This is a genomic window from Bacillus sp. AF23, from assembly GCF_020861455.1.
GTDB lineage: Bacteria > Bacillota > Bacilli > Bacillales > Bacillaceae > Bacillus > Bacillus halotolerans.
Map to the genome: position 1 here is coordinate 70,362 of NZ_JAJHVY010000016.1, position 15,816 is coordinate 86,177.

Sequence of the window (15,816 nt, forward strand, 5' to 3'; positions counted from 1 at the left end):
AAGGCCAGCAAGGCGTTTTTATTTGGTTTGGCGCATTTCATTAAACGGGAAAAATACAAACTTCGACGTACCCACAATCCGATCTTCCGCAATCAGTCCGAGGCCATTTCTGCTGTCCATGGAGTTTAGCCGGTTATCCCCCATGACGAAATATTTGCCTTTCGGTACTTTCACCGGGCCAAAGTCGCCTGTAAGACTGACACCAAGCTTTTCTGCCTCTTTTTTGTTTTTAGACAAATAAGGCTCGGCAACTTTTTTTCCGTTTATATAAAGCGTGTCATCCTTCATTTCCACGGTTTCTCCAGGCTTACCGATCAATCGTTTGACGTAATGGATTTTTGAAGTCTCACCATTGATAATGACGATATCTCCCCGCTCCAGGTCACCGATATAGTGTACCGTTTTATTGACAAACAGTCTTTCGCCGTCATGTAAAGTGGGGTACATAGATGAACCTTCGACTAAATACGGTTCAAATAGGAAGTGGCGGATAATGAGTGCCAGCAGGACAGCAATGACAATTGCTTTTCCCCATTCCCAATACGTATTTGTTTTTTTCTTCCCCGCTTTTTCAGTTTTTGTTTGATTTTCTTCGGTCAAAGTGTTTCCTCCTAGACGATTGCTATGTCAGTTGTTTCCCTTCTTTTACTTTATCATAATTTATTATAAAATACATAACTTAACCGCGCTGCCGCGAGAAGATAGAGAAAAAGCGTCCTTTAGTAACAGGACGCTTTTTTTCCTTATTTTTCAGTTACAGGTTTTTTCACGATACCTAGGATCATCGCCATAATCACAGCACCAATTACAATACTTAATAAGTAAAGGAGCGGATGGTTTGTAATAAAGGCTACGAATATGCCCCCGTGAGGTGCAGGAAGGGTTACACGGAAGAATTCAGTTAATCCGCCGGCAACCGCTGCACCGACCACAGCCGCTGGAATGACGCGAAGCGGATCCGCCGCAGCAAACGGGATTGCGCCTTCTGTTACGAAAGCCGCACCCATGAAGTAGCATGTAATACCTGCTTCACGGTCACGCTGAGAGAACTTGTTTCTGAAAATTGTTGTTGCAAGTGCGATACCTAATGGAGGAACCATACCGCCGGCCATGATCGCTGCATGAGGCGCATAGTTGCCTGCATCAATCATCGCAATACCGAACGTGAAGGCTGCTTTGTTAAGCGGACCGCCCATGTCAATCGCCATCATACCGCCTAAAATAATACCCATTAACACCAAGTTTCCAGTACCAAGGCTTTGAAGCCAGTCTGTTAAGAAATTCATGAATGCTGCTACAGGTGTATTGATTACAAATTGCATTAATACGCCAGTGATAAAAATACCAAACAGCGGATAAATCAATACAGGCTTCAATCCATCAAGGGACTGAGGGATAAACACAAATACTTTTTTCAATAAAATCACGACATAACCAGCAAGGAATCCGGCAATCAAACCGCCTAAGAATCCAGCATTCGCTTGAGTGGCCATAAACCCGCCGACCATACCAGGAGCAAATCCCGGACGATCTGCAATACTCATCGCGATAAAGCCGGCCAGAACTGCAACAATCAGTTTTAATGCATTGTCGCCGCCAATAAAGTTCAATGCTGCAGCAAACGTATTGTAGCTAGGATCATTCGGATCTGAAGAATGGATACCCCAGAAGAATGAAATTGCAACGAGTATACCGCCGCCCACTACGAATGGAAGCATGTTGCTGACACCGCTCATAAGGTGCTTATAAAACGCGTTTCCAATGCCGCCGGATTTGGCTTTTGGTTCATTTTCATCACTTTGTGCAGAAGAACCGCCGCCGCTGCCTTGATAAATCGGTGCGTCTTGATTCACCGCTTTTTCGATAAGCTCTTGCGGACGTCTGATACCTGCCGTTACTGGAACCTGGAGCACGCGTTTGCCTTTAAAGCGCTCCATTTCAACCTGCTTGTCCGCTGCGACAATGATTGCAGGTGCATCTTCAATTTCTTGAGCAGTTAACTTGTGCTTAATACCGCTTGAACCATTTGTTTCAACCTTAATTTCAACACCAAGCTCTTTCGCTTTTTCTTTAAGGGCATCCGCTGCCATGAAAGTATGGGCGATACCTGTCGGACAAGCTGTAACCGCTAGGATTTTACCTTTTCCGGCTGGTGCTGGTGCCGTTTCTTCTTCTTCTTCCTCTTCGTCATCATCTTTATCATGCTGATTGATAATGTCAATAATCGCGTCTTCTGATTCGGCTTCAAGCAGCTGTTTGCGAATTTCTTCACGCATTAACAGCGTAGACAGTCTTGACAGTGCTTCAAGGTGAGTGTTGTTTGCACCTTCAGTCGCTGCAATCATGAAGACCAAGTGTGCCGGCTGGCCGTCTAGTGATTCATAATCGACACCGTCTTTTGAACGCCCAAACGCAATCGCCGGGTTGATAACGCTTGCCGTTTTCGCATGCGGAATAGCAATTCCTTCACCGATACCCGTTGAACTTTGGCTTTCACGATTTAAAATGGCTTCTTTATAGGCTTGTCTGTCATTTAATTTTCCAGCCTTATCAAGAACTGTGACCATTTCGTCAATCACGTTTTCCTTTTCTTTGCTTTCAATATTAAGCTTTATCGTATGCTTCGTTAAAAGCTCAGTTATTTTCACTTTTGTTTCCTCCTCTATAGACGTGTGACCTTAACTTCAGGAAGAAGCTGCTGGACAAATTCTTCTGTACCAAGTTCCTCAGAAAACGCGGTAGCGCTGCCTGATGTAACTCCTAAGCGGAATGCCTCTTCAAGCGGCAGCTGCTTGGAAACACCGGCAAGAAAACCTGCAACGACAGAATCTCCTGCTCCGACTGAGTTTACCAATTTCCCCTTTGGTACGTTTGCAAAGTAAACGGCATCCTTCGTAAACAGAAGCGCTCCGTCACCGGCCATGGATACGATTACATGCTCAGCGCCTTGTTCTACAAGCTTTTTCCCATAAGGAACAGCTTCTTCAACAGATGAAATCGTTGTTCCGAACATTTCACCAAGCTCGTGATGGTTCGGCTTCATCAAAAACGGTTTCATTTCTGTTGCTTTCATAAGCGCTTCGCCAGAGATATCTAACACAACACGTGCGTTCTGCTGTTTGCAAGCCTCTGCGATTTTTTCATAGGTATTTTGAGGCAGTGAAGAAGGAATGCTTCCAGCAAGAACGACAATATCCCCCTCCTGCAAAGATGTAAACTGTTCTAAAAAGGCATTGAAATCTTCGTCTGAAATCGTTGGTCCCTGACCGTTAATTTCCGTTTCATCACCAGTTTTCAATTTTACATTGATGCGGGTATCTTCTTTTACTTCAGAAAAAGCTGTTTCCAGGTTTTCTTCGCGCAAAAATGTTTTGATATATTCTCCGGTAAATCCGCCGATAAATCCGAGCACTTTTGACTGAACATGATGTCTTTTCAGCAGTCTCGATACGTTGATGCCTTTTCCCCCTGGATACTTTGTATCGTATGCGGAACGGTTTAGGCCTCCTACAGTAAAATCTTCAACGTGAACAATATAATCGACAGATGGATTAAGTGTTACAGTATAAATCATGGTTTCACTACCTTTACGACAGTTTTTTCTTGGTAATTATCGAATGTAAGCTCTTCAGCGTCAGTCGTAATGATTGTTGCGTCGCCTATGCCGGCAAATGCCGAAAATGAAATTTCTCCAAATTTCGAAGGGTCCGCTAAGACGTAAGCGTGTTTTGCCTGTTTGACAGCCTTCGTTTTCAATAGGGCTTCATCAGGGTCAGGCGTTGTGAAGCCGGCCTCTGTATGCACACCGTTTGCCCCCAGAAAACTCTTATCGAATCTGTACTGATCCATGGCAATCAGTGAAGCGCCTCCGATAACCGCGCCCGTTCTGTGCTTTACATATCCTCCAAGCAGATAAAAAGATATTTCTTTCCTTATCAATGCGTCGATGTGCATAACCCCGTTCGTGACTACAACGATATCTTTGCTTTTATCCATAAAATCAATCATGTGCAAAGTCGTCGTGCCCGCATCGAGATAAATGCAATCCCCTTCCTCCAAAAGTGAAGCGGCTTTTTCAGCAATCTTCAATTTGTCTTGAAGGTTTTTGGATGATTTTTCAAGCATATCAGGTTCAAGTCTGATATCGGAAAGCTTGGCAGCTCCCCCGTGAACACGCTTTAAAAAACCGCGTTCTTCAAGCGTCGATAAATCTCTTCTGATTGTAGATTCAGAAGCATTTGTAAGATTTATGAGCTCTTGAATCTTTACCACATCATGCTTTTCTATTTGATCAATAATCAACTGATATCTTTCAGGAGTTAGCATGCTTCACCTCCTAATGAAAACGTATTCATTTTGAATACAATTTCATTGTAAACGCTTTTTTTACAATAGGCAACTAAAATCATTCAAATTCATTCAATAACTATCAAAATCTTTCACGTTTCTCCATATTAACGTATGTATATAGGGTTTGTAAACTGTAAATTCGACAAAAATAAGGACAATTGTATGACTTTTTCTTCTTATCTTAATGTAAAAAGTCTTTTATATTCATAGTAAAAAGCACCAAACATAAAAAAACCTCATGCATATGCATGAGGTTACTCGTAACGCAGCGCTTCAATCGGATCGAGCTTGGCAGCTTTATTTGCAGGAAGCATTCCAAAGACAACGCCAATAAGCATACTGAACAGCACGCCTCCGCATACGACCTGCCAGGATACTAATGACGGCCAGCCGGCAATAGCAGAAACCAGCGCTGCCCCTCCGTATCCGATCCCGATCCCAATCAGTCCGCCGATAAGCGTTAATACGACTGATTCGATTAAAAACTGGGTCAGAATCTGTCCTCTCGTCGCTCCGAGTGACTTCCGAATCCCAATTTCCCGCGTTCGCTCTGTCACTGACACGAGCATAATATTCATGACACCGATTCCGCCGACTAAAAGCGAAATGCCTGCAATTGAGCCGATAATCGTGGTCATGATTGTTGTGATCTTTCCAATTCCTGCTGCAATCTCTTCCATGTTCATGACTTGATATGAATCCTCAGTGCCATGATGGTCATTCACCAGCTGTGCCGCTTCTTTTCCGATAGATTTTATATCATCAGCCGATTCGACCTGCAATGACACATTACTGAAGTCACTTGTACCGAAAGACGATTTCATCATATTAAACGGCACATACATTTCACTTAGTCCGAAAGACAGCAAACCTGTTTCTTTCTTCAGCACACCGATAATTTCCACAGGCTGTCCGTTTACCCAGACAACTTCACCGAGAGGAGAGGATTTATCAAACAGCTCTTCGGCCATTTTTTGTGATATAATGCCCGCCCTTTTTCCCGCAAGAAAGTCATTATCAGTAAAGGTTCTTCCGCTTTCTATTTCTAAGGAATTCACATTCATATATCCGTCGTTGATTCCGTTAATGGTTACATCGGTTTCTTCCTCATGATAACGCGCCTTCATGCTTTCAGAAGTGGATGCAACTACTTGTCTTATCCCATCTATCTCTTTTAATCCGCTAATATCGTTTTCTGTGAAAGTTGACTCCGTTACGGCGTTCGGATTGCTTGCAAGCTCTTCGTCACTCGGCATGTAGTATAGTTCCACCGTATTCCCCGGACCGCTGATGGACTGCTTAAGCATCTGCTCGCCGCCCTGCCCTACAGCAACGACAACAATAACAGAGCCAACACCAATGATGATTCCGAGCATCGTTAAAATGGAACGCATTTTATGTGCAAGAACAGAGCTCAAAGCCATTCTGATGTTTTCTAACAGACTCATTCCCCCACGCTCCTTTGTCCGGAGCCGGGAGGAACAATTTCTCCGTCTCGCACCATGATGACCCGGTTCGTGCAATCTGCAACTTCCGGCTCGTGGGTAACAAGTACAATCGTTGTTCCCTCGTCGTTTAACGCTGTAAATTGGTCCATAATCGCTGCACTTGTTTTCGTATCCAACGCGCCAGTCGGTTCATCCGCCAAAATTAATTTTGGTTCATTGACGATTGCCCTCGCAATGGCCACACGCTGCTTCTGACCGCCGGATAACTCATTCGGCATATGAAGCATCCGATCGGCTAATCCAACCTTTTCTAAGGCTCTTTCAGCTCTCTCTTGGCGTTCTTTTTTTCCAATGCCGGAATAAATCATTGGCAGCTCGACATTTTTTTTAGCGTTCAGCCGCGGGAGAAGCTGGAATTGCTGAAAGACAAAACCGATGGATTTGTTGCGGACTGCGGCCAGTTCTTTGTCTTTATAAGATGAGATGTCTTCACCGTCCAGCTTATATATACCGGAAGTCGGACGGTCTAGACAGCCGATAATATTCATAATCGTTGATTTTCCCGATCCTGACGGCCCCATGATCGAAACGTATTCCCCTTGATTGATGTTCAAATCAATCGAATGAAGAACATCAAACATTTCTCTGCCGATCTGGTAGCTTTTTCGCACTTTAGAAAGCTGAATCATTTATGCTTTCACTTCCGTTCCGTCAGCCAAATCATCAGCAGGATTTAAAATGACCTGATCATCCTTAGAAATTCCTTCTTTTATTTCCGTTACATCGTCTGTTACTTCCCCGATTTTGACGTCGACTCGCTTGGCTTTACCGTCCTTTACTGTATACACATAATATTGATCATCTTCTTTTTTAACTGCCTTAGAAGGAAGCGTATTGGTTTTCCGCTTATCTGTTTCTATATTCATAATGAATTTAAAACCTGGCTTTCCTTCAGGAAGATCACCTTTTATTTTGACTTGAAGCGGGTACTGTACCGCCTGATCTGTGCCAGCTGCTGCCGCGGCGTTATCCTGCTGATCTGGCACTAGTCCGACAGCTGCAACTGTACCTTTCCATGTTTTATCCTGAATGACATCTGAAGTGAGTGTGACCTTTTGGCCTTTGTTGACTTTAAGTGTATCGTATTCAGACAATTTTCCTGAAACGACAAGGTCTTTAGGATTGCCGATATGTATGACGGGCTCTTGAATATCTGACTTTTTTGATGCCGCTTCCTGGTTGACAGAAATCACAGTGCCTTCGATCTCGCTTTTCACTTGAAGATCTGACACTTGATTGGCAAGCGACTGCCGCTGAAGCTCAGTTTGCTTTAATTCAATTTGAGCTGTTTTTTCCTGCATTTCAAGCTCTGTGCGCTCAGAGTCAACTTGTTTTTCTGCTTCTTTTTTTCCAAGCTGTTTTGTCAGTTCTTTTTCTTTACTGTCCAACGCTTGTAGCTTTTCTTGAATCTGATCGATTTGCAGCCGGTTCGATTCAGAGGTCAATTGATTCTGTTCTTTTTCCAGACTAAGCTGCTCGTTCGTATAAGTGACTAACGGCGTACCCTTTTTAACTTTGTCGCCTTCCTTCACTTTAATGTCGTTCAAAGTTCCTTTATCGGCTTCATAAAACACATATTGTTCATTTGAAAATTTAAGTGTGCCTGGAACCATAACTGTTGACGATATCTTTTTTTCTTCTAGACTGCCCGTCTCCACCTTCTGGCCGGCGCTGCCGCTTGTCGGAGCGGCAGACCGGTAAATATTAATTCCTATAAAAAGAGCGGCTAATGCTGCAATCCCAATTCCAATCCAGACTTTTTTCATCTATTTATGCACCTGCCACAGAGTTTATCGCCCCTGAAATAAACGAAAATGCGACCAAAAGGACGAAAAGAATAATAACGGATATCCATCCTGCTTTTTTGGAGATGCCTCCCGTTTTGTGAAGACCGATCGCTAATAACACATAGCTCCAAATGCTGAAGATTTCAAATGTATTTAACACATTGGCTAAAGGCATGTCTGAAGGAATAATTCCCGCAAGTGACGTCATGCTGTAAAGTGAACTTGCGTCCGTTGTAAAAGCAACAATTCCGTTAATTAATAATCCTAAGCTGCTGATTAAGGAGACAAACAGACCGAGAGAAAGCATTTTCTTATACGTCGTTACGCCTCCTGATATTTTCACACAGAGCCAATAAATGAGAGGTGCAATAAATAAAGCTGCAATTCCGCCGAGAATTGAACCTGCCATTGCTCCAAATTTGGTAATGGTTGCGACAGTTGAAATCTGCTCAGGCGATAAACCTTCAGTATCCGTCGTTTTAAGAAGCTCGCTATAATCCGTTCCGAGACCCTGCAATACAGCACCAACTATGATGATTGCCGCAACAATCAAGAGCGGGCCCCATACCACCGGCCTTTCTCTTATTCTCTCAAATTGAGTTCCAGGACTTGTGATCACTCCAAAAAGGGATGGCTTTTCAGTTGACACTCCGCCGTTTTTTTCTACATTTGCTTCCATATATAAAACCTCCTTGAACATATCTAGCTGATAATACGAAATGACCTAAAAAAAGTTTCATATTTTTCGAAAAAATATCCAAATCATTCAAAAGGCCTTCAGACTTCCAAACTGAAGGCTTTTATTCGGCAGCTATGCTGTATTGCGCTTTCACCAGTCCTGCATAAATACCTCCTTTCGCAAGCAGCTGTTCGTGGCTGCCCTCTTCCATTTTCCTGCCGTGATCAAGAACGATGATATGGTTGGCGTCGCGGATTGTGGACAATCTATGGGCAATCATGACGGCTGTTCGATCTTTCAGCAAAGTTTTTAAAGCCTGCTGGATTTTGACTTCTGTCTCTGTATCAATGCTTGCCGTGGCTTCGTCAAGAATGATAATAGCAGGATCTGCGAGCAGCGCTCTTGCGAAGGAAATGAGCTGGCGCTGACCGGCAGATAATACGCTGCCCCTTTCTTCCACTTCTGTTTCGTATCCTTCTGCTAAACCAGAAATAAACTCATCCGCTCCGACTGCTTGAGCAGCTTTTATCACTTCTTCGTCTGACGCATCCGGCTTTCCGAAACGAATATTTTCCATAATCGTTCCGGAGAAAATAAACGTATCTTGAAGCACAATGCTGATTTGAGAGCGTAAACTGGCAATGGACAGGTCTTTTATCGGAGTGCCGTCTATTTTAATGGTTCCTCCTGTTGCATCATAAAATCGGCTGATTAAATTGGCAATCGTTGTTTTCCCGCTCCCCGTGTGTCCGACAAGTGCAAGTGTTGAGCCTGCTGGAATAGAAAAGGAAACGGCATGAAGTGCCTTTCGTTTTTCATCATAAGAAAATTCAACCTCTTCAAAGCTGATATGGCCTTTAATATTTTTCTTGTGAACGGCATCCCGCTTTTCCTTGACGTTCGGCTGTTCGTCTAAAAACTCGAAAATCCGCTCTGACGAGGCCATCCCCATTAACAATTGGTTATAAACCTGGCCCAATCTTGAAATAGGCTCCCAAAACATGCCTAAATAGAAGGCGAAAGATACGAAGACACCTATTGTAATGGTTTGGTTCATGATGAGTGTGGCGCCATACCATATTAATACAGCCGTTCCTATCGCATTTGTCATTTCTACCAGCGGACGGAACACAGCATTTTTTCTTGTTGCTTCCCGCCATGATTGATAGTTCTCCTGATTGACTCCGTCAAAGTACGCCATGTTTTCTTGTTCCTGCGTGAAAGCCTGCGTTACGCGGATACCTTGTATGCTTTCGTTTAAATGGGAGTTCAGCTTTGATTGCTTCAGACGCACCGTTTGCCATGAACGGCGGATTTTTTTTCTGAGACTTGTTGAAATAAAAAACATAATCGGCAGAGTCACCATGATGGCTATGGTCAGTTCAGGACTCAGCGTGAATAAAATGATGACGACTCCCGCCAAAAGCAATAAATCTGTTAATAAGTTAATTACGCCGCTTGTGAAAAGCTCCTGAAGGGAGTTAATGTCATTCATAATTCTGACGAGAATAGACCCTGCCGATCTCTGATCAAAAAATCGGTGGGACAAGCGCTGTACATGGGTAAATAAATGCTGGCGCAAATCGTAAATGACATGCTGGCCAAGCTGGTTCATCCATCTGATCCTTAGCATATTGGCTGCATAATTAACAGCGTATAAAACGCTGATCAAAATAATCAGCTGCATCAGCAATTCCGAATTCTTTGCTGTAATGGCTTGATCGAGAACATAAACACCGATCAGAATGGGAATGACAAGCTTCACAGCAGTCCCAATCAAAACGGTGAGAAAAGAAAGCGGCAGAATTGTTTTTCGGTACGGGTTGACATAGCTTAACAGCCGCCACATTTGAGCCCAGTTAAACGGTTTTTCAATGATTTCATCTGAAGAATAATAGAAACGCTCCAAAATCCCATGTTTTTTTGCTTGTTTCATATGTTCCTCCCTATCCGACCTGATGCGGCTCATTTATCATATTGACGTCCCGGTATTGCAAATCGTATATCTTTTTGTAATAGCCGTTCTCGGCAAGAAGCTCGTGATGATTGCCTCTTTCACGAATGCTACCTTTATCGAAGACAAGAATTTCATCTGCGTGTTTCAGTGAAGAAATGCGGTGAGCGATGATAAAGGTTGTGCGGTTTTTCATGACTTCTTTTAACGCAAGCTGTATGCTGTGCTCAGTTTGCATATCTACTGCACTTGTGGCGTCATCTAATATTAAAATGCTTGGGTTTAAACAGATGGCTCTGGCAATAGCAATGCGCTGCTTCTGGCCTCCTGAAAGCCCCAGCCCCCTTTCTCCAAGCATGGTGTCATATCCGTCAGGCAGTTCCATAATAAAATCGTGAGCCTGAGCTCTTTTTGCCGCATTTATAATGTCGTCCATCGAAGCATCCGGCTTCCCGTATGAAATATTTGAGCGAATAGTAGATGAAAATAGGAATGATTCTTGAAGTACAACTCCAATATTTGAGCGAAGGGTTTTTAATGAATAATCTGTGATAGGTTTATGATCAATCGTAATGATTCCGCCTGCAGGGCTGTAAAATCTAGTGAGGAGCTGTGTGACTGAGCTTTTTCCAGATCCCGTAGGGCCCAAAAGTCCGATCATCTTTCCGCTTTTTGCTTCAAAGCTTACATCGGAAAGCGCGTTCGTTTGTTCATTTCTGTATGTGAGAGTTACATCTTTGAATGAGACATCTCCGGTTAACTTTGGATGATGTAAAGCATGAACGTGGCCTTTGATGTCTTCCTCTTCATCAAGAATGTCTAACAGACGCTCTCCTGAGGCTTTTGCCTGAGAAAACATATTAATCACAAAACCTAAGTTCATGATTGGCCACATCATATAATTGACCAGACTGAAGAAAGCGACAAGCTCACCCGGATTCAGCTGATTTTGCATGACCAAATAGCCGCCGTATGAAAGAAGAGCCACAATACAAATATTGCCGATAAACTCCATCAGCGGAAAATACGCAGACCAGATGGATGACGTTTGTAAATATTTTGTTCTGTAGGCCGCATTTGCCTTATTAAAGGCGCTGATTTGAAAATCTTCTCTTGATAGTGACTTCACTGTGTTGATGCCGCTGATATTTTCCTGCACCTTTGTATTGAGTTTCGCAAACGATTTTCTGATGCCTCGGAAGGCGGGGTGTACTCTTTTGTCAAACTGATATACCGCGACCGCCAGAAAAGGCAAAGCAGCGATTGTTACCAGCGTAAGCGGAGCCGAATAGTAAAACATGACCGATAAGCTGATTGCAACCAGCAAACCGAATCGAATAAACTCAGCAAGCCCGTAGGATAAAAAAAACCTGAGCCCTTCAACATCGGCTGTCAGCCTGGACATCAAATCACCTGTTTTTGCGTTGTCATAGTAAGAAAAAGAAAGCCTCTGCAGTTTTGCATACAGGCCATTTCTCAGCCGGTAAACAGATTTGATGCCAAACATATCACCTAAATACTGATGAAAAAAAGTGGCGGTTCCTTTTACAGCCATAACCGCAATAAATCCCAGACTGATCCATGCTGCAAGCTGATACTGCCTCCCCAGTACGATCTCATCAATCGTAATTTGCAGAATGATCGGATAAACGACCGTAATGGCTGTCATCAAAAGCATCGCCAGAAGCGACCACATAAACACCTTTCTGTACGGCCAATAAAATGATTTTAATCTTTTAAATGTCTCCATACCCAGCACCCTTCCAGTTTTTTCACCCTTACTATATCGATTCCCGAAATAAATTTCTATTATTTTTCGAAAATTCAATCTAATGATGGAGATGGTCTCTTACTTTATATGGTGGGACTTATGTAAAATAAACGCTTACAGAAAATCATTGTATGCAGGATGATGAGCAGGATATGCAAAAAACGGAGAGATATGGCTTTTAACGCAAAAACCGGACGGCTTTATCGCCGTCCGGTTTTCATCCCCCGCTGACAGGTGGAATAACAGCCACCGTGTCACCGGAAGATACAGAGGTATTTTCTTTGACGTAGTTTTCATTTACAGCAATCATAGCCGTATCAATTGATTCAAGTCCGTATTGTTCCTTTAAAACCGCTTTTATATCTTCGGTTGTTGCTTGTTCCATATCAATTTGAAGCGTTGACGTGCCGGCCTTTTCAGCAAGTCCCGCAAACAAAAGAATGTTAATCATGCTGCTCTCCCTCACTTACATCTGGTTTTCCATTCGGATAAGCTGTTGTCTCAAGCTGGTCACCGATCCATTGCTCTCCGTCTTCCCAAATTTCTTTTTTCCAAATAGGCACAATCTGTTTAATGCGTTCGATTGCATACTCATTGGCTTCATAAGCGGCTTTTCGATGGGGAGAAGACACAGCGATGACAACTGCCGCTTCGCCGATATCCAGTACACCGATCCGATGTGTGATAGCAGCCGAAGCACCTTTCCATTTCTCTTCTATTTCAGCCCCGATTTGGGCCAGCATCTGCACAGCCATCGGTTCATAAGCCTCATATTCCAGCCGGATTGTTTTTTTTCCGTTTGTCCACTCCCGAACTGTCCCGATAAACGTGGTAATAGCTCCGGCTTCCCGTTTCTCTACTTTTTTTATGATATCTTCAGTAATGATGGGTGTTTTCGTAATCTCAAACCGTCCCATTACACAGATTCCCCCTTCAGCTTTGAAAGCACAAAATCAACTGCTGCTGGATCATCCGCGTGAAAAACGGGTAATCCTTGGTGTGCAGCCATTTGTTCTTTTTCTCTGTATATAATTCCGATGATATTTACTGCCTGCAGTTCAGCCAGATCATCCTTATCTCGTACTATTACTACTTTAGGATAAGGAGCTTTTTTAAAGCCTTCTATGAGCAGGCAATCCATATCGAGAAAACGATATAACTCGATCAGCTGCGGGAGATCCCATTTACGGCGGGCCGTAAGCTGTAAAACACCCGCTCCTTCTACTGCTGTTATATCAGCTCCCGCAGCTTGGTAACGGTCAGTGTCTTTTCCTTCAGTGAATGCTTCCGGTTCACCGCCATGACCGTGATGCTTCAGGCAGCCTGCATGCAGCCCCTCTAGTGCGGCTTTTTTAAGAATACGCTCTATCAACGTTGTTTTTCCGCTGTTTTGGAATCCTACAACTTGGACGATCGGGAAAGGACGGACCAAGGCCACTCACTTCCATTCTCTTCTCTGATCAGCAGCACGTGGACCGTTCTGCCTGATTCGTAACCTCTCGTACCGCCCGGCAGGATGATAAACGCATTCGCCTCTGCAAGTGAAGTGACAGAGCTTGACTTATCTAATCCAACGGGAGCCGCTAACAGCTTTCCTTCCTGATGGTGTACATAAGCACGTACAAATCGGGTAAAAGGATTCGGCTTCGGAAAGTCCTTAGTCAAAACAGCTTCTGCGCAAATCGGATGCGGTTTATCATGAAGCAGCCATGACCGGATCATCGGTTTTACAAACAGTTCAAAACCGACATAGCATGCCGACGGGTTACCTGACAGCCCAAACAGCAGCATATCGTTTGCATGAGCCACAGTCGTTACACTTCCCGGGCGCATAGCAACTTTATTAAAGAGCACATCAGCCCCGAGTCTTTCATAGATTGCAGGCAAAAAGTCAAAGTCACCCACTGACACGCCGCCTGTGGTGATTAGAAAATCAACCTTTTCCATTGCTTCCTCGACCGCAGCAAAGCTTTGATCAAGATCATCGGAGATTTTCCCTAAGTAAAGAGGTGAAGCGCCCGCTTCGATAACTTGTGCATATACCATACTGGCGTTGCTGTTACGGATTTTCCCCGGCTCCAGCGGGTCACTGACATTCAGCAATTCAGTGCCGGTAGCGATAATCCCGACAACAGGCTTTCTCATGACAGGCACAGAAGCGTATCCAAAGGTTGCCAGAAGAGCTGTTACCCCCGGAGTGATTCGCGTGCCCTTTCTGACTAAAACGCTCCCTTTTTGAGCATCTTCACCTGTTTTTGAAATATTGTCCCCTGGCTGGAAGCGGCGTTTTAAAGACATAAACGGCTGACCACTCTCTTCAAAGGTTTGAGTCAGCTCAATCATGACCACGGCATCCGCGCCTTTTGGAATTTGCGCACCTGTCATGATCCGCACTGCCTGAAACGCAGCAAGTTCTTTTTCAGATACAGCTCCCGCTCCGATATGGTCAATGACCTCAAAGCGGACAGGGTGCTCGCGTGAAGCTTCAGCCGTATCACATGCTCTGACAGCAAAACCATCATATGGCGAACGGTCAAATGCAGGCACATGGTGATCTGCCGTTACATCTTCAGCTAAAAATCGGTGAAGGCTGTTTTCAAGCGCCACCCATTCTGTTTCCCCTCGTTTTTGAAATCGGCTGACACGCCGAACAGCTTCATCTACCGGTATCGGTGTTCTTTTCTCCAGCATTCTGAACCCTCCTGTTGTTACAATCCGATTACTCTTGCCAACACAGAATTGGCTTCTTTCACATCACTTGTTCCGTGTATCAGAGCCCGTCCGTCATTAAAAATGACGATTCTGAAATGTTCATAATAGATATGAAGCAAAAATGCATTGGCCTCTACCTTGCCGATTGTTTTCAGCCGACTGGCCAGCTCCTGCTTCGGTATTCTTTTTAATGACTCTGATCTGACTTGAACCGTATCACGGCCGCACAGCACAGCCGCTTTTGGCGTGTTCCAGTCTTGAAGATAAGGATAAACTGCGTGTGCGCCGCACGACGGACAATCTTCGACTCGTACATTGCTAACGTTGATTTTCATATGTGAATTGTTCCAGACATCAAACGTGACAAAGCCGCGCTGTATCGCTTCTGTGTTTCCCGTTAACAGTTTCAGCGCTTCCGCCTGCTGATAGGCTGAAACCATATGGACCGCAGGCGGAATAATCCCCGCTGTATCGCACGTCGCTCCGCCGACAGGAATTTGCTCAAACAAACAAGACAAACAAGGTGTCTCCCCCGGAATAATCGTCATGAACATCCCTTGGCTGCTTACACAAGCGCCATAAATCCACGGTGTCTTTGTTTTCTGAGCTAGATCGTTGATAAGCATGCGTGTTTCAAAATTATCTGTTGCATCGATGACAACATCCGCTTTTACGATCAGCGGTTCAAGCGTTTCAGCCGTCCCCTCTGTAACGTATGCCTCAATATGTATGCCGCTGTTAATAGCGGATAAATGTTCTTTGGCAGCCATAGCTTTTGGCATGCGGAGTTCCGCATCGCTTTCTGTATAGAGCTGCTGCCTTTGCAGATTGCTCCATTCTACATAATCACGGTCAATGATGGTGACGGTTCCAACTCCCGCTCTCGACAGCCCTTCAGCTCCGGCTGTTCCGAGCGCTCCTGCTCCTACGATCAGCACGCGGCTGTCTGCCAGTCTTTGCTGGCCCTCTTCTCCAATTTGCTTAAATCTGATTTGCCGTGAATAACGCTCTTCCATCAAACCTGATCTCCTTATCTTTTATGTCAATCATACCAT

15 protein-coding genes are annotated in these 15,816 nt (G+C 44.2%); all 15 read right to left on the reverse strand.

Annotation, left to right across the window (positions count from 1 at the left end; translation table 11 throughout):
- Positions 1-18: 18 nt before the first annotated feature.
- The 15 genes from sipT to LNN34_RS08380 all read right to left on the reverse strand — a co-directional run bounded on the left by sipT (position 19) and on the right by LNN34_RS08380 (position 15,777).
- Positions 19-600 carry a signal peptidase I sipT gene (gene sipT, locus LNN34_RS08310; protein ID WP_044156035.1) on the reverse strand — a complete coding sequence of 194 codons (582 nt, stop codon included), beginning with the start codon at positions 598-600 and terminating at the stop codon, positions 19-21.
- 143 nt (positions 601-743) lie between these two features.
- The gene (locus LNN34_RS08315; RefSeq protein WP_044156037.1) at positions 744-2,648 is read right to left on the reverse strand and encodes a PTS fructose transporter subunit IIABC; all 1,905 of its coding nucleotides are present in this window, start codon (positions 2,646-2,648) and stop codon (positions 744-746) included.
- A 14-nt stretch (positions 2,649-2,662) separates the two neighbouring features.
- Positions 2,663-3,574, reverse strand: a complete 912-nt coding sequence (gene pfkB / locus LNN34_RS08320; protein ID WP_044156038.1) for a 1-phosphofructokinase — start codon at positions 3,572-3,574, stop codon at positions 2,663-2,665.
- Positions 3,571-4,326 carry a DeoR/GlpR family DNA-binding transcription regulator gene (locus LNN34_RS08325; protein ID WP_044156039.1) on the reverse strand — a complete coding sequence of 252 codons (756 nt, stop codon included), beginning with the start codon at positions 4,324-4,326 and terminating at the stop codon, positions 3,571-3,573. Before LNN34_RS08325 ends, pfkB begins: the two co-directional genes overlap by 4 nt.
- Positions 4,327-4,604: 278 nt before the next feature.
- Complete coding sequence (skiZ, locus tag LNN34_RS08330) at positions 4,605-5,798, reverse strand: sporulation-delaying-protein transporter subunit SkiZ (RefSeq protein WP_044156041.1); 1,194 nt, start codon at positions 5,796-5,798, stop codon at positions 4,605-4,607.
- Positions 5,795-6,487, reverse strand: coding sequence for an ABC transporter ATP-binding protein (locus LNN34_RS08335; RefSeq protein WP_229043084.1), 693 nt, complete (start codon positions 6,485-6,487; stop codon positions 5,795-5,797). The genes skiZ and LNN34_RS08335 overlap by 4 nt, the downstream gene beginning before the upstream one ends.
- The gene (locus LNN34_RS08340) at positions 6,488-7,624 is read right to left on the reverse strand and encodes an efflux RND transporter periplasmic adaptor subunit (protein ID WP_099042904.1); all 1,137 of its coding nucleotides are present in this window, start codon (positions 7,622-7,624) and stop codon (positions 6,488-6,490) included.
- Positions 7,625-7,628: 4 nt separating this feature from the next.
- Positions 7,629-8,324 carry a toxin SDP protection protein YknW gene (gene yknW / locus LNN34_RS08345; protein ID WP_044156045.1) on the reverse strand — a complete coding sequence of 232 codons (696 nt, stop codon included), beginning with the start codon at positions 8,322-8,324 and terminating at the stop codon, positions 7,629-7,631.
- A 121-nt stretch (positions 8,325-8,445) separates the two neighbouring features.
- Entirely contained in the window at positions 8,446-10,260 is a 1,815-nt protein-coding gene (locus LNN34_RS08350) for an ABC transporter ATP-binding protein (protein ID WP_229043085.1), read from the reverse strand.
- Between the two features lie 10 nt (positions 10,261-10,270).
- A complete protein-coding gene (locus LNN34_RS08355) occupies positions 10,271-12,028 on the reverse strand; it encodes an ABC transporter ATP-binding protein (RefSeq protein ID WP_229043086.1) in 1,758 nt (585 codons plus the stop codon).
- A 238-nt stretch (positions 12,029-12,266) separates the two neighbouring features.
- Positions 12,267-12,500 carry a molybdopterin converting factor subunit 1 gene (gene moaD, locus LNN34_RS08360; protein WP_059292855.1) on the reverse strand — a complete coding sequence of 78 codons (234 nt, stop codon included), beginning with the start codon at positions 12,498-12,500 and terminating at the stop codon, positions 12,267-12,269.
- Positions 12,493-12,966: a molybdenum cofactor biosynthesis protein MoaE gene (locus LNN34_RS08365; RefSeq protein WP_059292856.1), complete on the reverse strand. Its 474-nt coding sequence runs from the start codon at positions 12,964-12,966 to the stop codon at positions 12,493-12,495. Before LNN34_RS08365 ends, moaD begins: the two co-directional genes overlap by 8 nt.
- Positions 12,966-13,487, reverse strand: a complete 522-nt coding sequence (mobB, locus tag LNN34_RS08370; protein ID WP_202656963.1) for a molybdopterin-guanine dinucleotide biosynthesis protein B — start codon at positions 13,485-13,487, stop codon at positions 12,966-12,968. The genes LNN34_RS08365 and mobB overlap by 1 nt, the downstream gene beginning before the upstream one ends.
- Positions 13,448-14,740 carry a gephyrin-like molybdotransferase Glp gene (gene glp / locus LNN34_RS08375; protein ID WP_229043087.1) on the reverse strand — a complete coding sequence of 431 codons (1,293 nt, stop codon included), beginning with the start codon at positions 14,738-14,740 and terminating at the stop codon, positions 13,448-13,450. The genes mobB and glp overlap by 40 nt, the downstream gene beginning before the upstream one ends.
- A gap of 17 nt (positions 14,741-14,757) precedes the next feature.
- A complete protein-coding gene (locus LNN34_RS08380; RefSeq protein WP_059335871.1) occupies positions 14,758-15,777 on the reverse strand; it encodes a MoeB/ThiF family adenylyltransferase in 1,020 nt (339 codons plus the stop codon).
- Positions 15,778-15,816 lie beyond the last annotated feature (39 nt).